The organism is Mucilaginibacter metallidurans (genome assembly GCF_003286435.2).
Classification (GTDB): domain Bacteria; phylum Bacteroidota; class Bacteroidia; order Sphingobacteriales; family Sphingobacteriaceae; genus Mucilaginibacter; species Mucilaginibacter gossypii.
In genome coordinates this window covers 2,574,220-2,594,845 of record NZ_CP043449.1, presented here as the reverse complement: position 1 = coordinate 2,594,845, position 20,626 = coordinate 2,574,220, and the positions used below count along the sequence as shown (strand labels likewise).

Annotated in this window: 19 protein-coding genes; 13 read left to right on the top strand and 6 right to left on the bottom strand. The window is 42.3% G+C overall.

The window, feature by feature from the left end; all coding sequences use genetic code 11:
• Positions 1-63 precede the first annotated feature (63 nt).
• Both DIU38_RS11200 and DIU38_RS11195 read right to left on the bottom strand, forming a co-directional pair.
• Positions 64-1,272 (bottom strand): MFS transporter, encoded by a 1,209-nt coding sequence (locus DIU38_RS11200; protein WP_112651250.1) that lies wholly within the window; start codon positions 1,270-1,272, stop codon positions 64-66.
• A 77-nt stretch (positions 1,273-1,349) separates the two neighbouring features.
• Complete coding sequence (locus DIU38_RS11195; protein ID WP_112651251.1) at positions 1,350-1,625, bottom strand: ArsR/SmtB family transcription factor; 276 nt, start codon at positions 1,623-1,625, stop codon at positions 1,350-1,352.
• Positions 1,626-1,853: 228 nt separating this feature from the next.
• On the opposite strand from DIU38_RS11195, the gene DIU38_RS11190 reads away from it, so the two are divergent.
• Positions 1,854-2,162, top strand: a complete 309-nt coding sequence (locus DIU38_RS11190; protein ID WP_112651252.1) for a hypothetical protein — start codon at positions 1,854-1,856, stop codon at positions 2,160-2,162.
• 10 nt (positions 2,163-2,172) lie between these two features.
• Here DIU38_RS11190 and DIU38_RS11185 read toward each other — a convergent pair whose 3' ends face one another.
• The gene (locus DIU38_RS11185; RefSeq protein ID WP_090525447.1) at positions 2,173-2,646 is read right to left on the bottom strand and encodes an Lrp/AsnC family transcriptional regulator; all 474 of its coding nucleotides are present in this window, start codon (positions 2,644-2,646) and stop codon (positions 2,173-2,175) included.
• A gap of 148 nt (positions 2,647-2,794) precedes the next feature.
• Between DIU38_RS11185 and DIU38_RS33960 the strand changes: the two genes are divergently transcribed.
• The 10 genes from DIU38_RS33960 to DIU38_RS11145 all read left to right on the top strand — a co-directional run bounded on the left by DIU38_RS33960 (position 2,795) and on the right by DIU38_RS11145 (position 13,516).
• Entirely contained in the window at positions 2,795-3,079 is a 285-nt protein-coding gene (locus DIU38_RS33960; RefSeq protein WP_244311284.1) for an NAD-dependent epimerase/dehydratase family protein, read from the top strand.
• A gap of 139 nt (positions 3,080-3,218) precedes the next feature.
• Positions 3,219-3,380, top strand: coding sequence for an NAD-dependent epimerase/dehydratase family protein (locus DIU38_RS34655; protein ID WP_317132436.1), 162 nt, complete (start codon positions 3,219-3,221; stop codon positions 3,378-3,380).
• Positions 3,381-3,448: 68 nt separating this feature from the next.
• The gene (locus tag DIU38_RS33950) at positions 3,449-3,790 is read left to right on the top strand and encodes a Rossmann-fold NAD(P)-binding domain-containing protein (RefSeq protein WP_317132435.1); all 342 of its coding nucleotides are present in this window, start codon (positions 3,449-3,451) and stop codon (positions 3,788-3,790) included.
• An 11-nt stretch (positions 3,791-3,801) separates the two neighbouring features.
• On the top strand, positions 3,802-4,656 hold the full coding sequence (locus DIU38_RS11175) for a sigma-70 family RNA polymerase sigma factor (RefSeq protein WP_112651254.1): 855 nt from the start codon (positions 3,802-3,804) through the stop codon (positions 4,654-4,656).
• 277 nt (positions 4,657-4,933) lie between these two features.
• Positions 4,934-6,790, top strand: a complete 1,857-nt coding sequence (locus tag DIU38_RS11170; protein ID WP_112651255.1) for a beta-galactosidase — start codon at positions 4,934-4,936, stop codon at positions 6,788-6,790.
• 296 nt (positions 6,791-7,086) lie between these two features.
• Positions 7,087-9,456: a response regulator gene (locus tag DIU38_RS11165; protein WP_112651256.1), complete on the top strand. Its 2,370-nt coding sequence runs from the start codon at positions 7,087-7,089 to the stop codon at positions 9,454-9,456.
• Between the two features lie 241 nt (positions 9,457-9,697).
• Complete coding sequence (locus DIU38_RS11160) at positions 9,698-10,303, top strand: RNA polymerase sigma-70 factor (protein WP_112651258.1); 606 nt, start codon at positions 9,698-9,700, stop codon at positions 10,301-10,303.
• Between the two features lies 1 nt (position 10,304).
• Positions 10,305-11,267, top strand: a complete 963-nt coding sequence (locus DIU38_RS11155; RefSeq protein ID WP_112651260.1) for a FecR family protein — start codon at positions 10,305-10,307, stop codon at positions 11,265-11,267.
• Positions 11,267-13,000, top strand: coding sequence for a carboxypeptidase-like regulatory domain-containing protein (locus tag DIU38_RS11150; RefSeq protein ID WP_112651262.1), 1,734 nt, complete (start codon positions 11,267-11,269; stop codon positions 12,998-13,000). The genes DIU38_RS11155 and DIU38_RS11150 overlap by 1 nt, the downstream gene beginning before the upstream one ends.
• A 45-nt stretch (positions 13,001-13,045) precedes the next feature.
• The gene (locus DIU38_RS11145) at positions 13,046-13,516 is read left to right on the top strand and encodes a RidA family protein (protein WP_167516145.1); all 471 of its coding nucleotides are present in this window, start codon (positions 13,046-13,048) and stop codon (positions 13,514-13,516) included.
• A 192-nt stretch (positions 13,517-13,708) separates the two neighbouring features.
• Here DIU38_RS11145 and DIU38_RS11140 read toward each other — a convergent pair whose 3' ends face one another.
• Entirely contained in the window at positions 13,709-15,016 is a 1,308-nt protein-coding gene (locus tag DIU38_RS11140) for a PQQ-dependent sugar dehydrogenase (RefSeq protein WP_243770762.1), read from the bottom strand.
• Between the two features lie 276 nt (positions 15,017-15,292).
• Here DIU38_RS11140 and DIU38_RS11135 point away from each other — a divergent pair, with 276 nt between their 5' ends.
• Together DIU38_RS11135 and DIU38_RS11130 are read left to right on the top strand one after the other, a co-directional pair.
• On the top strand, positions 15,293-16,096 hold the full coding sequence (locus DIU38_RS11135; RefSeq protein WP_112651266.1) for a hypothetical protein: 804 nt from the start codon (positions 15,293-15,295) through the stop codon (positions 16,094-16,096).
• A gap of 191 nt (positions 16,097-16,287) precedes the next feature.
• The gene (locus tag DIU38_RS11130; RefSeq protein WP_112651268.1) at positions 16,288-17,301 is read left to right on the top strand and encodes a LacI family DNA-binding transcriptional regulator; all 1,014 of its coding nucleotides are present in this window, start codon (positions 16,288-16,290) and stop codon (positions 17,299-17,301) included.
• 57 nt (positions 17,302-17,358) lie between these two features.
• On the opposite strand, the gene DIU38_RS11125 is transcribed toward DIU38_RS11130, so the two are convergent.
• Positions 17,359-18,045, bottom strand: coding sequence for an arylesterase (locus DIU38_RS11125; protein ID WP_112651270.1), 687 nt, complete (start codon positions 18,043-18,045; stop codon positions 17,359-17,361).
• A 20-nt stretch (positions 18,046-18,065) separates the two neighbouring features.
• Positions 18,066-20,624, bottom strand: a complete 2,559-nt coding sequence (locus tag DIU38_RS11120) for an ABC transporter permease (RefSeq protein WP_208057849.1) — start codon at positions 20,622-20,624, stop codon at positions 18,066-18,068.
• Positions 20,625-20,626: the final 2 nt, after the last annotated feature.

The following is a 20,626-nucleotide window of genomic DNA, read 5'->3' as shown; positions in this document are numbered from 1 at the left end:
AAAAAGTCCCTGGTGTTAGCCAGGGACTTTTTACTTTAATATAGCTATCGTTTACAATTGAGCTTATTCATAAATGGCTACTTGTACAGGTTCGTCCTCTGGTATTTCCTCAATTTGAGCTGATATTGATTTTTTTGTAGCATTTGAGGTAATAAAACTCATGCCAAATGCAAGTAAAAGCAGAGGTACTGTCATCCAGATTACCTGACGGATACCATAATGAGCAATCACAAAACCACCCAGTAAAGTGCCCAATGTAATACCTGCGTTAAAGAAGGAGGGAAGCAGGCTGTTTACAAAGTCAAGCGCTGGTTCCTGAATGCCATGGGTAAGCTGTATATTTGCCGCCAGAAATCCTCCGGTGTGTATAAATCCCCAAACAGAAAGAATAATAACCATTGGAATAAAATGCCCGCCAAACAGATATGCCAAAACATGGGTTGCAACTAAAGAAAGCAAAAACAGCCGTGTTGTAAGCGTTACATTTTTACTAAGCGCTATACCCATAAGCCAGTTGCCCGCTATCCCTGTTCCACCAAATACCAGCAACATGATGCTAATTTGAGCTCCGCTCATACGCGAAACTTTATCCAGGTATTCGGCAAGATAACCGTAGGTGGCAAACATGCCTGCCAGGATAATGGTTGAAGCCAGTAGCTTAATCCATAAGTATACACTCCGCAGCAACTTTACCTGGCTTTTGGGGCTTGCCTGTTCCTCATTAACGGGCATTGAAGGTGCAAATAGCGTCAACGCGCCAAAGGCTAATAAGTTAATGATGGCCGATAAGATAAAAGATGCCCTCCAACTAAACAGATCTGCCATATAGGTGGTTAAGGGTACGCCCAACACGGTGGCAACGCTAAGCCCGGCCATTACTATAGAGATGGCTTTGGGCGCGTCTTTTGGCCCTGCTTGTTTTGCAGCTGCAGTCATGGATACAGCCCAAAACACCGGGTGTAAAAATGCCGGTAGTATACGGGCAATCATAAGTACAGTGAAGTTCGGCGCTATTGCCGATAACAGGTTGGAAATAACAAATATCCCTAATACCAGGCACATCACAAATTTGCGGTTAAGACGTGCTGTTAGCATATTGGTAAACGGTCCGGCAAGCGCCACCGTTAACGCGAAGGCACTAAGCAGCCAGCCTGCCGTATCAATGGAAATATGAAATTCTTTCACCAGGTCGGGAAGGATACCGATAACTCCGAACTCCGTGGTTATGATGCCGAAGGCACCAAGGGCCATAATGTAGATTAATTTATTCATGAGTAGATGTATTTAAATATTTGAATGTTTCGATGTTTTATGTTGAAGTAACCAGTCAAATCAGAAGATGTCAGTACTTAGCTTTTCAGTTCGTTCAGGCAGGCAATGTAGTCGTCAAGTACCTGTTGGTTCAATAGATATTTAAGGTTCCGACCTTCTTTTTGTGATAGTAATAAATCGGCATCAACCAGTTGTTTAAGGTGGTGTGATACGGAAGGCTGCGTAAGGTCAAGCAGATCATTTACCTCCGCACAGTAAAGGCAATCTTTCCTTTTTTTAAACTGTTGTAAAATAGCTATCCGGTTCGCATCACTCAGCGCCCTGGATATTTTCTCTATTTTTTTGTTGTCCATTTTTTGCCGTCAATTATATGTATCTAACGTTATAGTGTAAAGGTAAATAATATTAACATATAGAAATGTTTCTATGTATTTAAAACGCATAAATGACAATAAAAGGATATATGGGCAAGCCTTATGGGAGAGAGATGCTTCTCCGATGTTTCATTTTGTCACAAACACACCCGTTTGTTGGCACATTTGCATGTTTAATAGTAATCGTGCTGATCTTAATTTTATGGTATGAAAGTAGTAAGAGTACAATACACCACACGCGCGGAGTTTGCGGCCACCAATCAGCGGAACATCGCTGCCATTGTTGAAGAGTTAAAAATTTTAAATCATCCCGGTATTAAATATACAGCATGGCTATTGCCCGACGGTAAAACATTTATGCATTTTGATCAGTTCGAAAATGAAGAAGCCCACCTTGTATTACAAGGGCTGGCTTCGTTTCATAAATTTGCTGACGAACTTGAGGCCAGTGATTTAGAAGTCGAACCCAAGCTTGAGCTGCTTTCGCTTGTGGCGTCTACGGAGACCTATTTTTAATGCACTAAAACTACTGTTTGCCGATTGGTAAAGCCGTTTCTGTTTTCGCAGCTTTCATTACGAGTTTGGTTTCTACCTTGCCAATGGCAACAACCGCGAAAAGCCGGTTCATCAAAAAATCATAGTACTCTTTGCGGTCTTTTACGGTTACCTTAAGTATAAAGTCAAAATCGCCGGTGAGGTGATAGCATTCCAGTACTTCCGGAAGTTTAATGATCTCACTTTCAAAATGACTTAAACTGTGCTGGCTGTGGTCCTTCAGTTGCACATGCGTAAAGGTCATGAAATCCAGCTCGAGCTTTTCATGATCAAGCACCGCAACATATTTTTTAATATAACCTCGCTCCTGGAGCGAACGGATCCTGTTATTGATAGGAGTAGTGGTTTTGTTAAGCTTAAGGCCTATCTCCTGGCCGGTAAGCCGTGCATTTTCCTGCAAAAGCTGGAGTATGCGGATATCTGTTTCATCGAGTTGGTTGAGCATGAGAGTTATAAAAACTAAAATATAAGCTTTAAATATTTATCAAAAGTTTTAAAACCTGTTTTTAAGAATATTTTTAGTCTTAAAAACCAAATTTTAAGTGATGTGTGGATTATGAGATTGTAAATATACAATTTTACATCGTAATACTATGAAGCACGACAAAAAACAACTATCGCCGGTAATCCTTGTTACGGGTGCCCGGGGGCAGATCGGTACCGAACTGGTTGCCGCTTTAAGAAATGTTTATGGCAGGGAACAAGTAATTGCCACCGACTTACATGATGCTGCGGCACTCCCGGATTTAGAGGGGCCATATCGTCAGTTAAATGTATTAGATAAAGATGAGCTGGAAAACCTGGTTGCTACCTACGGAGTAACTCAAATTTATCACCTTGCAGCTACCTTATCTGCCAAAGGAGAAGAGGCCCGCTAAAAGCATGGCACCTGAACATGCAAAGCCTGCTCAATATATTGGAAGCAGCCAAAGATCATAAATTGGATAAAGTGTTTTGGCCGAGCAGTATCGCTGTATTCGGGCCTTCAACAGCACGTAAGATCAGTCCCAGAATGCTTTGCTTGATCCGCAAACGGTCTACGGTATCAGCAAAGAAGCTGGTGAACAATGGTGCGCCTATTACAGGGAGCATTATGGAGTGGATGTACGCAGCTTGCGTTATCCAGGATTGATCAGCTACAGCGCCCCGGCTGGCGGGGTACTACAGACTATGCGGTAGCTATATTTCACGAAGCTTTGCAGAATGGACGTTACGAATGCTACCTAAGCCCCAACACCGCATTACCTATGATGTATATGGATGACGCGGTAAGGGCTACACTTCAACTGATGAACGCGCCCGTGGAAGTACTCAAAGAACGCGGAGCATATAATATCGGTGCTTTAAGTTTTACACCTGCTCAGCTTGCCGTAGAGTTGAAAAATCACCTGCCCGATTTTACCATTAGTTATAACACCGACAAGCGCCAGTCCATTGCGAACTCATGGCCCGCCGGTGTTGAGGATACTGAAGCAAGGCGCGACTGGAACTGGCACCCTGAATATGATCTTGTTACTATGACTGCACATATGCTTGATCATCTTACACCTGTTTATAAAAATAACAGCAACACTGCAGCAGTGAGTTAAATAAGGGTTTAATGAGAGACCTGAATATTACCCAATCGATCACAGCCCGGGATACTGCTTCGCTGGAAAAGTATTTTAGTGATATTGCCCGCGAGCCAACTATCAATGCGGAAGAAGAAGTTCTGTTAGCCGGGAAGATCCGGCAGGGAGATCTGTCGGCTTTGCATAGGTTGGTAAAGGCCAATTTGCGTTTTGTGGTTTCTGTGGCAAAAAAGTATCAGCACCAAGGTATGCCCATGGGCGACCTGATTAGCGAAGGTAATTTGGGTTTGCTTGAAGCTGCGAAACGGTTTGACGAAACCCGTGGCTTCAAGTTTATATCGTATGCAGTTTGGTGGATCAGGCAGCGAATCATGGAAGCGCTACTTGATAAAACGCGGATGATCCGCCTGCCTGCCAACCAGGTGGATATGATTGTTCATGTTAACAGGGCTACAGGGGTTCTGGAACAACGACTTGAGCGACTGCCCGTTCAGGATGAAATAGCGGCATTCCTGGAAACTGCTGAATGGAAAGTGAAAGAAGCTTTGCATGCGGCGCCTTTTACACATTCGTATGATAAAGCCGATACACCCGGCAATGACGGATACAGCCTGCTTGATCGTTTACATACAGATGAACCCGGAATAGAAGGCCTTTTGGAAGCTTACCAACTTAAACAACAGCTCGATGATTTGCTTAATAAGCTAAACGATGCTGAACGATCTGTTGTGTTTTATCATTATGGTCTGGACGGGCACAGTGAACTCTCGGCTCCCGAAATCGGTAACCGGCTTGGTATTAGCGCAGAAAGGGTGAGGCAGCTACGAAACCGGGCTATTGACAAGCTTAGGGAAAGTGCTAATTTGAAAAAGCTTGAAATTTAAATAAGCAGGTAGGGATTTTATTTTTTTCTGCGTCTTAATTTCTTTCGATACTTTATCCTGCATTAACTTCACCAGTCCATTATTCAGGGCTAATTTGCGATTAAAATGAGCTGCTGAACTATTTATCTTGCATCCGCTGGATTAAGCAAACGTTTGCGCTAAATTAAGATTGCAGGAAATTAGGCATTCCTATTTAACCTTTATAATTTAGGAGCTTAAACACATCATGGTCGGTACACTTAATACACGGTCAATCATGTTCACTCTACAAATACAGATGAAAAAAACACTCCTCTCTTTATTATTGCTAACCCTCATAATTTCACAGGTTTTTAGCCAGGCGAAACATAGTTTTAAAATTGCTGATGGCAATTTTATTTATGATGGAAAACCCATCCAAATCCACTCGGGCGAAATGCATTTTGCAAGAATCCCTAAAGCTTACTGGAAGCAGCGCCTGCAAATGCTCAGGGCAATGGGTATGAATGCGGTTGCCACTTACGTTTTCTGGAACCATCATGAGGTTAGTCCGGGTGTGTGGGACTTTAAAACTGATAACCGCGATATCCGCGAGTTTGTAAAAACCGCACAGCAGGAGGGCTTAATGGTAATATTAAGGCCGGGCCCTTACGCTTGTGCCGAATGGGAATTTGGCGGCTATCCGTGGTGGCTCCAAAATGATAAACAATTGGTTATCCGCAGTAAAAACGACCGCTTCCTGGACTCCTGCAAAACTTATATCAACCAGTTGATGGGGCAGGTTAAAGACCTGCAAATAACCCATGGCGGGCCAATAATTATGGTTCAGGCCGAAAATGAATTTGGATCATATGTAGCCCAGCGTAAGGATGTGCCGCTTGCCGATCATAAAATTTATAGTGCAGCTGTAAAAGACCTGCTTTTAAAAGCGGGCGTTGATGTGCCATTGTTTACCTCTGATGGCGACTGGCTCTTTGAAGGCGGCGTAATTAAAGGGGCATTGCCAACTGCCAATGGCGAAGGTGATACAAAAAATTTGAAGAAGCTCATTAACCAATATAACGGAGGAAAAGGCCCTTATATGGTGGCCGAATATTATCCTGGCTGGCTTGACCATTGGGGCGAGAAATTTGAAAAAGTATCAGAAACCTCGGTAATTAAAGACCTGGAGAAGTACTTGAAAGATACCGTATCATTTAATATATACATGGCACATGGTGGCACCAATTTTGGTTTCACAAACGGTGCTAATTATGACAAGGAACATCAAATTCAGCCGGATATCACCAGCTATGATTATGACGCCCCTATCAGCGAGGCAGGATGGGTAACTCCCAAGTTTACAGCTATCCGCAACCTGATGAAAAAGTATGCAGCTTATGCTATTCCTGAAGTACCCGCGCAGCTTCCGGTGATCCAGATCCCGGCTATTAAGCTTACCAAAACGGCCGATTTGCTGGAGATGGCGAAAGACCAGCCCGCTGTAGAAAGCGATACCCCGCAAACATTTGAAACGCTTAAGCAAGGCCATGGCTATGTATTATACAGCCGTAAATTTACTCAACCTGTCAGCGGCACTTTAAACCTGGAAGGCCTGCGGGATTATGCAACCATATATGTAAATGGCGAAAAAGTTGCAGAGCTTAACAGGCAAAGTAATAAATTCAGCTGCCCTATAAATATTCCTTTTAATGCGCGTTTGGATATTTTGGTTGAAAACCTTGGCAGGATCAATTACGGCGGCGAGATCATTCACAATCTTAAAGGAATCATCAGCCCGGTGAAGGTTGATGATCATGAAATTACAGGCAACTGGCAAATGTATAAGTTACCTATGGATAAAATACCGGCGCTCGGGGCAGGCGTAACAAACACAGCTGGCCATCCAGCACTTTACCAGGGAACATTTGACCTGAATAAAGTGGGAGATACCTTTTTAGAGATGAAGAATTGGGGTAAGGGTATAGTATTTGTAAACGGGATCAACATTGGTCGCTATTGGAAAATTGGCCCACAGCAAACGCTTTATTTGCCAGGCTGCTGGCTTAAAAAAGGCACAAACAGTATCGTTGTACTTGATCAGTTGAATGATATCCAGCAAACAGAGATCACTACGGTAACCGTGCCGGTATTAGATGGCCCGGTAAGTAAATAATATAATTTAACTTAATGAATGACGGCAGGAAACTATCCTGTCGTTTTTTTATGTCTGTTATTTAACAGGGTTGGGTTTTAATATTAACTATTACTATTTAAACATAAGGGGCAATTTAACCTATCGTTTATATCAATAGATAAGCCTTAATAATAGTTCTAAATATTCGTACGGGTTGGTATATTCACACTTAATTATGAAATTCTTAAGTTAGATTAAGGAAAATAAATCCTGTTTCATATTTCCGAACGAAACAATTTGCAAGCTTTTGGTTTGATAATAAGTGCCGTAAATCGATGAAGATCATTAAGGTTCTATATTTCATATTTGTATTATTGATCGGAGCCAAAACAAGGGTATCTGCACAAAACACCTATGTAGCCGCGGTGCACGGCGTACTCGATCTTCGTACCCAGCCTATCAACGATAAAATTGAACTGACTGGAAACTGGCTGTTTTATTGGAACCAATTAATAAATCCCACTGACACCACTGCTATTAAGGACAGGCTTTTGGTTGAGTTTCCATTTAAATGGAGTGGGTATACCTGGCGGGGCAAAAAGCTACCTGCGTTTGGCTATGGTACTTACCGGCTTAAAATTTTACTTCCCCAAAAGCACAGCGAATTAAAGTTGGCCATGCCTGATGTTTACAGCGCGTACAGGCTTTATATTAACAAAAAGTTAGTATCGTCGAACGGGAAAGTAACTACTTCCCGAAAAGGATTTGAAGCACATTGGGAATATCATGCTGTAGACCTGCCCAGCAGCGATACCATCAATATCACATTACAAGTTTCCAATTTTATACACAGTAAAGGAGGGATCAGTAAACCTATTTTCATAGGGCCTGCGGAAAGAATTGACCTGGCCCGGCATCGCGCCGAAGGTATTGATCTGATGCTAACGGGCTGTTTACTGATGGGGGGATTGTTTTTTCTTGGCTTATACCTGCTGGGCAGCCGTGATAAAGCCATTTTACTTTTTGCCCTGTTCTCTATAGTTTATAGTTACCGGATCATAGGTACAGATAACTATGTGCTGCACACCTTATTGCCGAATATTAACTGGTACATAACGGCCCGGTTGGAATATATGAGCTTATTTTCAGGGATAGGTTTGTTTGGCCTTTACACGTTATATTTATATCCGGCAGATGTAAATCGGCGGGTTGTAAATATTATTAATGGCATTTGCTTTTCGTTCACTTTAATGACATTATTTAGTCCTCCGTGGATTTTTACCCAGCTCGTGAACCCATTTTTAGCAGTGATGCTGTTTTGCCTCGTTTATATTCCATATGTATACTCAAAAGCCTGGCGCAATAACAGGCCCGGGTCTGTTTATGCTTTAATGAGCGCATTTGCTTTAATGTCGGTATTTGCGATATCGCTTTTTCATTACTGGGCATTAATACCTCCGCTGCAGCTGATTAGTTTTTTAGGATATATCGCTTTTTTCTTTTTGCAGTCGCTTGTGTTAGCGCACCGGGTATCATTTGTATTGAAAAAGGCGAGGGCTGAAGCCGAACAGGGTTTAAAGGTTAAAAGTGAGTTTTTGAGCACGATGAGCCATGAAATCCGGACACCGCTTAATTCGGTAATAGGGATGAGCCATCTGCTGCTTAAGAACGAGCCTCGCAAGGATCAGATTGAACATCTCAACGTCATGCTTTTTTCGGCTAATAATCTTTTGGCGATAGTGAATGATGTATTGGATTATAACAAGATAGAAGCCGGGAAGATAACTTTTGAAAGCATTGAAATGGACCTGGCTGCACTTGCCCGTAATGTAGTAGGTGGTTTGCAAACAGTAGCACACGATAAGGATATAACCCTACGCCTTGATTTTGATAAGAAATTGCAGCATAAACTGCTTGGCGACCCTACTCGCTTATCGCAGGTAATTACTAACCTCGTTCATAATGCCATAAAGTTTACCCCAAGAGGGGAGGTTGTGTTAGGGATTGAGGTGAAAGAACAAACCGAAACAACGGCCACATTAATGGTGTTTGTTAAAGATACCGGTATCGGTATTCCCCGTGGCAAACAGAAACTCATATTTGAACGTTTTACCCAGGCCGATTCGTCCATATCACGCAGTTTTGGTGGGACAGGTTTAGGTCTTGCAATCAGTAAAAAAATATTGGAGTTACAGGAATCGTCCTTGCAGTTAATTAGTGAGGAAGGAGTAGGCTCAGTATTTTATTTTATTAAAACCTTTGAAAAAGCGGGCAAAATATCAGAGGCGGTTAATGTTAACGTTAAACCCGATGCAAATGATAAGCTGCTGAGCGGGATCTCTATTTTGCTGGTTGATGATAACCCGATGAATGTGCTGGTAGCGCAAACTTATTTAAAACGCTGGGGGGCTACTACCGACGTTGCAACCAACGGACAGGAAGCACTTGACAAGCTGGATACGTCAAAACATCGTCTTGTGTTGATGGATTTGCAAATGCCTGTGATGGATGGGTATGAATCTACAAAGAGAATGAGATTGAACGGCATAAACATCCCCATTATAGCGCTTACCGCCAATCTTCCCAAAGATGTAGAGGACGAAGCTTATAAAACAGGTTTTGATGATATTGTGATGAAGCCTTTTTTACCCGATGAACTACATAGTAAAGTATTGCACTACGTTTTTAAGCAGGAGCATGTGTAAGATGTTCCTGAATCAAACTTCCTGTTTATTTTCTGAATAAAAATTTCATTCGCTCATAGGGGTAAAGTGATCCTGGCGTGTTTCAGGATAAATTTTACTAAAATGAACAGATTAGCTTCCTTATTACTTCTTATTACTTTTATTTACCTTCCCGATAATAATTGGGCCAGGCGGATAATGGAGGAAAATAAATGGATAAACATCCTTACAACCATTAGTTACCGCATTAAGATTTAATTGAATGTTAACCCAAACTGATCATATTTTGGATATAAATAGCGAGCAATTGATCCCGCTGCTGCTCTCGGGCGATGAAGCAACCTTTGAAAAGGTATATAAGCACTTCATCAGGCCGCTGCATGTGTATGCTATCTCTATTTTAAGAGATGAAGATACCGCGAAGGGGATGGTGCAAAACGTTTTTATGCGGCTGTGGGAACGAAAGGAACGGCTGAATTTTACCGGCTCGATAAAGGCCTACTTGTATGGCGCGGTTTATAACGAATGCCTTAATAACCTTAGGCACCAGAAAGTAAAGGTTAATCACCTGCAGCACGTACTGTATATGACGAAGGATAAAGTTGATGGGGGCGCCGGTATGGAACTGCTTGACCTCAAAGAAAAATTACAACTGGCATTGAATGACCTGCCCGAAAAATGCCGTACAGTGTTTCAGTTGAGCAGGTTTGAGGATTTAAAATACCAGGAAATTGCTGATGAATTAGGCATCTCCATAAAAACAGTAGAAAACCACATGGGCAAGGCCCTGAAAACATTACGGCTCAAATTAGTTAACTACCTGCCGTTAATCATTTGGCTTATAAGCCGGGCTTTTAATATTATTTAACATGATGGACGATTTATTAACCAAATACATGCTGAACGAGACCACAACGGTTGAGAATGAAACCATCAACCGCTGGCTTGGCGAAAATGATGATAACCGGAAATATTTTGATCATTTTAAACTGATCTGGGATACCAGCCGCGAACTTAAAATAGAAAGTAAGCTTGATCCCGATACTTCATGGGCCGAATTTAAACAGCTGGCACAAAACAGGGGTGAAGCACCGGCTAAAATTAAATCTTTAAAGCCGGTAAACCGCTGGCTTAAAATGGCTGCTATGTGGCTGGTGATATTAGGTACTGCCGGTACCTTATACACCCTGCTCAAGCCGGTAAAAGTTAATATGCTTGCACTGCAAAGCGGTAATATAGTACGCAAGGTTACCTTATCAGATGGATCATTGATCACCATGAATAAAAACTCGGTGTTGAATTACCCAGACAGATTTGTCGGCGATATCAGGGAGATATCGTTAAAAGGGGAAGCCTTTTTTGATGTGGCTCATGACAAATCAAAACCATTTATGATCCACGTAAACGACCTGGTTGTGAAGGTGGTAGGTACATCGTTCAATATTAAAACTACCGGCCCCAATACCGAGGTTATTGTTGAAACCGGCGTTGTGCAGGTAATTCAGCAGGAGATAGTGGTAAAACTAAAACCTAAGGAGAAAGCATCGGTACAAAGCGGCCGCCTGCAGAAAGGCGCCAGCCAGGATGAGCTATATAATTATTATCGTACCCAAAAGTTCGTAGCCAATAAAACACCACTGTGGCGGCTTGTGGATGTGCTTAATGAGGCTTATCGCGCAAATATTGTCATAGATAATAAAAAACTGGCTAACAGGACTATAACAACCACATTTAAAGCAGGTTCACTTGATGGGATATTAGAGATCATAAGCAAAACCCTTGGCGATGTTAAGGTGATCAAAAAACCTCATCTCATCATAATCAAAAACTGATGGAAAAGAAACTAAGCATATTATTTTATATAATGCTCGTGTTGGCGGGCTGCCTGCTCATTACCAATGCGCTGGCGCAGGATAACCTGAACCGTACTGTAGCGCTCAATGTTAAACAAAAAAAGATAGCCGAGATCCTCACCATTATCGGCGAAAAAGGGAAGTTTTATTTCTCGTACAGCAATGATGTCATCAAAACCGATAGTGTGGTGAGCATAGTATCTTCCGGGCAAACGATCAAAAACTTACTTGATGAGCTGTTTCATGGCAGGGTTGATTATAAGGAGTCGCCGGGATATATTATACTCCGGCCTACCCCGTACAGGTTAACCCTTGTGCCTGATACCCTGGCCGGGCCAGGCAATGTTTATTACATCAGCGGTTACGTGTATGATGATATCACCGGCAAAAAACTTTACAATGCCAGTGTTTATGAAAAAAATTCACTGGAATCAACTCTTACCGATCAGAACGGTTACTTCCAGCTCAAGATAAAAGCCAATGGTATGATTACACTTAATGTAAGTAAGGAGCTATATCGTGATACCAGTATCAATTTTTTAAATAATGTAAACGTATCCATAAAATCACGCCAATATTATTACAGCGCCGATGCCGCAAATTCAAAATCAGACAGGAGCTGGCTGGGCAGAATGTTCCTTTCATCAGGCCAGAAAATACAGAACCTTAATTTAGGCGGTTACCTTTCAACGGTTCCGGTACAAACCTCGCTTTTACCAAGTTTAGGAAGTCATGGTATGATGAGCGGGCAAATAGTCAATAACTTTTCGCTCAATATTTTAGGCGGATATAACGGCGGCGTTAATGGCGTTGAACTTGGGGGACTATTTAATATCAACAAACAGGAAGTTAAATATGTACAGGCAGCCGGGCTCTTTAATATTGTTGGGGGTAACAGCAAAGGCGTTCAACTGGCCGGCATCAACAATAACGATCAGAAAAACATAGAAGGCATCCAGGCGGCTGGTATATATAATATGGTAAAAGACAGTCTTAAAGGCGTTCAGCTTTCCGGGATCTTTAACCACGTGAGCAGTAGCAAAGGCATCCAGGCGGCAGGTATTTACAATTACACCCGGAAAAACAACAAAGGTTTTAGTATTGCAGGGATAGCCAATGTTACAGGCAACGACGCAAGCGGAATGCAGATGGCAGGAATTTTTAATAAAGCCCGGGTAATAAAAGGTGTGTCATTTGCTATGGTAAATATTGCCGATACGCTTGATGGTTATGGCATCGGCTTATTGAATATTTCGCGTAATGGATATGCTAAAATTGAAGTGTACAATAACGAGATCACTACAATAAACATCGCCTTTAAATCGGGGAATGCTAAACTGTATTCCATCATGTCGGGCGGCGTTAATTTTACAGATAAGCATGTTTATTACAGCACAGGTTTTGGTTTGGGTCACGATTTTATCTTCAATAATAATATGTCACTGTCGGCTGAGGGTTCGACTCACTTACTATTGGCAAAAGGATGGAAAAACCAAAATCAGATAAACCGGGTAAGCGCGTTGCTCAATTTCAGGGCAGGTTCAAAAGTTAGCTTCTTTGCAGGGCCGTCGTTTAATGTTTACACTAATTATGGCAATCATCCCGGAGACAGCGATATTCAGCAGATCATAAAAAACAAACCCGGTTTGATTGATTGGAGCAACCGTACAAAGGGCTGGATCGGTTGGTCGGCCGGTATTACCATATTGTAAGTGTGCTTTAATATGTCCAAATTTGTGCAAATCAATAATCACCTAATGAAAAAACTCCTTTATCTCATTTTGTTCTGCGCATCGTCAGCTTGTTTTGCCCAGGATTCGAATAAAGACGTAACTTTCTTAAACCCATCTACAGTTGGTAAGCCATTTGGCTATTCTCACGCTGTAATTGTTGATCTGGGTAAAAATAAAATGGTGATCATGTCGGGTCAGGTTGGTTTGGATCAAGCCGGCAAGCTTGCCGGCAAAGGTGATCTGGCCAGCCAAACTGAACAGGTTTTTGCCAATATCAAAAACATTGTTGAGGCTGCGGGCGGGACTATGAATGATCTGGTTGAGTTGAACTACTATATCATGGACGCATCGCGGGTACAGGTGGTTCGTAATATAAGGGATAGATATGTGAATACAAAGCAACCACCGGCAAGTACACTGGTGCAGGTAAGCAAGCTTTTCAGGGATGATATTTTAATTGAGATAAAAGCGACGGCTGTTATCAAAAAGAAGTGAGGTTGATATTAAGCCTACTAAGCTTTAAAAACTTCGCAGACTGATTTACGTGTTACCACTTTTTATTGGCAGCTCTTGCTGCTTTTATCTGTTCAATATTGAGTAAAAAGGGCTTGGCCAAAGGCCATTAATTTTAAAAACCGGCGACAGGTTTCCTTGTCGCCGGTTTTTATGTCTTGTTTTAGTCCGTTATTATTTTTTATAGGTGATTTTATAAATATTTCCAGCTACATCATCGGTAACGTAAAGTGAGCCATCCGGGCCTTGTGCCAAGCCGCATGGACGGTGGGCCGCAGCGCCCGAAGCAGTATTAGCAGCAGAGCCAGAAAAGCCGTCGGCAAAAACTTCCCACTGACCATCAGGCTTGCCATCTTTAAACGGTTGAAATACCACGAAGTAACCAGCCTGCGGTTCAGGTGCGCGGTTCCATGAGCCATGAAAAGCTATGAATGCACCATTTTTATATTTCGCGGGGAACTGATCGCCGGTGTAAAATAACAGGCCGTTAGGGGCAAGGTGGCCCGGATAAGCAGCTGCAGGGTCGATAGCATCTTTTCCGCCTTCAATCTTGCCGTCGCCGCCATATTCAGGCATCAGCATTTTTTTATGTTGTTCCTGGTCGTAATACATATAAGGCCAGCCTGCATTATCTCCTTTTTTAAGCGCATACATACACTCGGCAGGTAATATGGCCGATTGTTTAGCAGTGAAATATTGTGGAAAGAATTCAAAAAGCTGGTCGCGGCCGTGCTGCATTACAAAAAGCTGGTTGTTTTGCTGGTTCCAGGTGATGCCTACAACATTACGCAGACCGGTGGCATAACGTATACCATCGCCATAATGCTGGTTCAATTTATCTGCTTTAAACTGCCAGATGCCGCCGGCCGAATCTAAAATAGGGCAGCCCTTTTGGCCCGGGGAACCTTTTTTTCGGTCTTCAACCTGGCAGGCATTTGAGTAAGCGCCAATATTAACATACAGATTGCCGTCATTATCAAGCGTTATAGCTTTAGCTTCGTGCTCGTGGCGGCTGATAAGCCCTGTAACGATTTTCTCAGGCTGATCAGGATTGATCACCTCGCCCTTATCGTTCAGTTTATAACGAAAAACCTCTTCATCCGACGATGCATACAGGTACCCGTTTTTAATCGACATGCCTGTGCCGCTATAAGCGCCAAAGCTGTTCTTTACGGTTGCCTTGCCGCCATCTTCGTGAAGCATTAATATCCCCTTGTTGTTTTTAACATTTGTAAGCTTTACATAGATGTCGCCTTGCGGTGTAATGGCAATATGGCGGGTGCCACCAAGTTTTTCAGCAATAATACTGGCGCTAAAGCCTTCTGGAGTTTTAATACCCGCGTTTTCTGTTGATGGAGCAGGGGTAGAAGTGCTATCGGCAGTTTTCTTTGAGTCGTTATTACTTTTGCAGGCCGTAATAAACATAATACCTCCCATAGCGACTACAGGTAGTATGGAACGTAATAATTTGCGGTTTTTCATGGTGAAAATTAATGGTTATCAAATTAAGTAAATATACCGATAATCCTAAAATCTGTTTCGTAGTAATCGAGTAACATTGTTGTTTTTTTATTTAAGCATATCAATTAATAAAATTTGGCAACAATAGGCTGCGGTCTTAATTGTTTGAAATAAAATTTGGTTAAACGGGTTGTGAATAAAATATAGTATTAATTAACTAATGTTGTGACATATAATGCTGTGTTTGATTAAACCATTGTTGATAGATATCGTCCTAACTATATAAAATTTACAATTATGAAAAAGTTAGCCATATTATCAGCAATAGTAGCCGGAAGCTTATTTATCAGTAAAGCCAACGCACAGGTATCTATACAATTTGGTATCAATATCCCCGCTCATCGCGTTTACGTACCTGCCCCTCCTCCGCCAGTAGTTGAAGAAGAGCCTGTTTATGATGATAACGTAAATGTTAGTGACGACGATGATTATTACTATTTACCGGAAGTAGAAGCTTACTATAATGTAGGAGCCGGATGCTACTACTACAATGACGGCAGCCGCTGGGTAAGCTGTGCTTATCTGCCAGGCGCTTACCGGGATTATAACTGGCGTACCGCTGTGCGTTACGAAGTAAGAGCCCCACGACCATACTTGCGTCACGATTTTTACAGGCAAAGGTGGGGCGGTTACATGGGCGACCGTGGTAACTGGGGACACCGTTTTGACAGAAGGCCTGCAGGCGGCTATGCTTATCGCCCGGGCTGGGGTGGTGACCGTGGAAACTGGGGCAGAAGACCTAATCCGTATGATAACCGTGGTAACTGGGGAAGTGGCAGGGATAATCATAACTGGGGCAACGGTAATCATGACCGTGGTAACTGGGGTAATGGAAACCAATCTGACAATGACAACCATGGTAACCATGGCGGATGGGGTAACGGACAGCCTAACAATGGCAACAATGATAACCATGGCGGTCATGACAATCGCGGCAATTGGGGTGGCCGACCATCAAACAGCGGCGGTTATGACAGGGGCAATGGTGGTGAGCGTTTTTCTCAAAATGGAAATTACGGCCGGGGCATGCGCAGGTTTTAATATTCTAACTCCCTATATATTAACTGAAAGGTCGCCTGTTATGGGCGATCTTTTTTGTTTTATATATTGTTGTGCATTTTTGAGTTATCCTGCATGCATTAATTAATAAGTAATATAAACCATTTATTATCTACTAAACCTGTTTAGCATTACTATTTATATTATATATTTGGTTTTAAAATACTAAATCCTTGAAGAAGAAATTATCTATAGTTGACATTGCCAATAGCCTGAATATATCTAAAACTACGGTATCTTTTATCCTTAATGGTCGCGCGCAGGAAAAACGCATCAGCGATGAGTTGGTGAAGCGTGTACTTCAATATGTAAAAGAGGTTGGTTATAAACCTAATTCGTTAGCCAAAAGTTTACGCACCGGCAAATCAAATATCATTGGCTTGCTGGTGCAGGATATTTCCAATCATTTTTTTGCCACAATAGCACGCCGCATAGAGGATCTCGCTTACCAAAATGGGTATAAGATCATTTACAGCAGTACAGATAACGATACGCAAAAAACGCGCGAACTGATAGCTATGTTTCGCGACAGGCATGTTGACGGCTACATTATTACCCCGCCCGATAATATTGAAGAAGATATCAGCGATTTGATCAAAGATGGTTTCCCTGTGGTACTTTTTGACCGCTACCTGCCTAAAGTAGCTACCGACTATGTAGTGGTTGATAACCTGTTCAGCACCTTTAACGCCACACAGTACCTTATTGATAAAGGACATAAAAATATAGCTTTTATAACTTACAGCTCTATCCAAACTCAAATGATAGAAAGGCTTGAAGGTTATGAAAAAGCCATGCACCAAAGCAAATTAAAACCCAATATAACCGAGGTCGATTTTCACACTACTGTTCAGGAACTGCTTAAGTTAATGACAAACTTCCTGGAAAAAAATAAAGATGTCGATGCCATTCTGTTCGCCAATAATCATTTGGGCAAATGCGGCTTAAAGGCCATCCGTAAGGCAGGTAAAAATATACCGGGTGATATTGCTTTGATCGCGTTTGACGATTACGAACTTTTTGAATTGTATACCCCGGCTGTTACCGCTATAGCTCAGCCAATTGACGAAATAGCCGACAACGTGATCAAGCTGCTGATGGAAAGGCTTAACGCTACTGTCCCTGAAGAAAAAAATCAACACATAACATTAGCAACCGAACTAATTATCAGGGATTCATCAAACTAATGAACTATTTTGCAGGATGAATTCGGGGTGATGGTGTACCAGGTCTTGAACGATTGATCATTTCAATTCATCTTGCAAAACTGCCCAAACATTATTGGCTACAATCTTCGCACCCTGAGCAGTAGGGTGGATGCCATCGCCCTGGTTAAGTGATGGTACGCCTCCAACGCCTTGCAATAAAAAGGGGACAAGGGCCATATTGTTTTTTTTAGCCAGATGGGGGAAAACGTTTTTAAACTTACCGGTATAATCGGCGCCCATGTTCGGCGGTACCTGCATGCCCAGCAAAACAAGTTTAGCATCAGGATATTTGGCTTTTACCTTATTTACTATTGATTGAAGATTTTTGGCGGTTTCGTTTACCGGAATCCCGCGAAGGCCGTCGTTAGCCCCCAGCTCCAATACAAAAACGTCTACTTTTTGCTTTAACAGCCAGTCTATGCGGCCATTGCCGCCTGCAGTAGTTTCGCCGCTTAGTCCAGCATTTATTACTTTATACGGTAATTTTAACGAATCAACCCGGCGACTGATTACACCCGGAAATGCATCGGCAGGGTCATCAAGACCATAACCGGCAGTGAGGCTATCGCCAAAAAATAAAACTATTTTTTTTGAAGCCGAATCAGTTTTAGCAGTTTCTGTGGCAGCTTGCGTCTGATCATTGTTTGATGATTTAGCACCGTCACCGCAACCCACCATTGTAAGGGCCGCAAGCAAGATACCGCTTAATGTAACTTTGTTCATATAAAATAAATACAATGCGCTCAGGCGTTTGTTCTTAAAATCTCAAGCGGCGGCTTGTTTAACACTCCACGGCTGTTCAATAAGCCAATAACAACAGTCAACAAACTTACTGTTAAAAATAGTACAAGTGCCGGTAATATATTCACACTGTATGGTATTTCAAAACTATATTTTGCCAGGAAATAAGTGCCCGCAAAAGCTATCAGGATTCCGGTTAAGGCCGACAGGCTGCCCAAAAACCAATACTCCAACGCTGTTATAGTGAATATTTGTTTACGGCTTGCACCAAGCGTACGTAATAAAACACTTTCCTGGATGCGCTGGTATTTGCTGATCCGCACAGATGCTATCAGCACCACAATACCTGTTATAATACTGAACGCGCTCATGAAACGTATAACGTAGCTGATTTTACTTAACAGCTCATCAACAACACTTAAAATTAGCCCCAGATCAATTATCGAAACGTTAGGATAAGCCCTTACTACAACCTGCTGAAAAGCTGCTGATACCTTGTTTGATGGCACGTGTGTCATCAACACATGAAATTGCGGTGCACCCTCAAGTATTCCCTTCGGAAAAACCACCTGAAAATTGGTTTGTACCTTACCCCAGTTAACCTTGCGGATACTGGCAACGTATGCCGGCATTTGTACGCCCTGCACATTAAATACTATTTTGTCGCCAATTTTAAGATTTCCCCGTTTGGAGAGGTTTTCTTCAACAGATACCGGGATTTCTTTTGAAGGATCAGCTTTACCGATCCATTTGCCATCCAGTAATTTTTCTGAAGATGTTAATGAATCCCTGAAGGTTACCCGGTATTCCCAGGCAAAAACACCATGCTGTATTTTGATGGTAGTGTCCTTTGTAAGATCGGCAGCGGTTTTGCCATTAATTTGTTCAATACGCATAGTAACTATTGGTACTCGTTGCAGTACCGGAAGCCCCTGTTGTTTTGTTAACTGAACAACACCTTTTTCCTGATTGCTTTGGATATCAAACAGGATCATGTTTGATTGATTACCGCTGGTTGAAAGATTAACCTGCTGCACCAATAATGTCTGCACAAAGTACAGTGTACAAATAAACATGGTGCTTAAACCAATAGATACAATAAGGATGATAGTTTGATTATTGGGGCGGTATAAATTCGCAAATCCCTGTCGCCATAAGTAGCTCCATGAGCCTTTTACTATTGCTTTTGTGATGCGCATTAATAGCCAGGCTGTTGCCGTAAGGATCATAAAGGCAATCAGGATTCCTAACGTAAACAGGATACTGCCAATGATGCTGTTTAATTGTAAATATGTAAATGCTATCACAAATACCAGTATCAGCAAATACACGAGCCAACGCAAAGGATCACGCCTGTTGCCACTTTCATCAAATGAGATACGAAGCGTATTGAGCGGCGAGATATTGCGAACGGAGATTAAAGGTAGTAAAGCAAATAGTATAGAGATAATCACACCAAGTAAAATACCCTGGCCAATAGCCATCCACGAAATTTGTACGGAAATGGTAAACGGTAAAAAGTCTTTGAATACAAGGGGTAATAAGTGCTGAACAGCCGTACCCAATATTGCCCCCGTAACAGAACCAATAATGCCAATCCCAACAATTTGTATCAGATAAATTAAAAATGCCTCAGAGGATTTAACGCCCAAACAGCGCATGATAGCTATTGACGCGATTTTCTCTTTTACATAAATATGAATAGCACTGGCTACCCCAACACAGCCCAGCAATAGGGCTACAAAACCAACCAATGATAAAAAACGGCTCAGGTCGCCAAAGGCTCGGCCGGTATTGTCTTTCTTGGTTTCGATGGTTTCAAAGCGCATTCCGGCCCTGTCGAGTATTGGGTCAATTTTTTTGCTGAGCTTATCTACATTTACGGATGAATTGAACTTGTAATAAAAACTGTAATTAACCCGGCTGCCAATTTTTACAAGCCCGGTTTGTTCCAGGTATTGCATGGGGATATAAACCACCGGGGCAATACCCGCCATTACGCCGCTTTGACCGGGTGCTTTATTCAGAATGCCGGCAATCTGAAAATTGAGATTGCCAACTTTTACCGAATCGCCCACTTTGGCATCGAATTGCAGCATCAGGGTTTTATCAACCAGCGCCATTCTGCCTTTTTTAAAGGTGAGTCCGGCTACCTCGGGTGTAGTTTCTAAAGTGCCGTAGTAGGGGAAACCTCCCTGTAAAGCCCTGATCTGCACCAACCGGGTACCATTTGTGCGCGGAAAATAAAGCATGGACGCAAAGCTTCGTTCCTGTGAGCGCTCGTCGCCTAATGAATCGAGCATATGCTTCAATTTATCATCAACAGGTTTGTTTCCGGATATGGCGAGATCTGCACCTATGAGCGTGGCTGCCTGATCGTTCACATCATTTTGTACATTGTACTTAAACGAATAAATAGCTACCAGTGCAGCTATCCCAAAAACAATGGCGGATATAAAAAGGAAGAGCCTTGAACGGTTGCGCCGGCTATCGCGCCAGGCCATCCGGAATAGCCAGGGGATATTTATCTTTCTTTTAAAATCAATTGCGGTATTGTCCATTA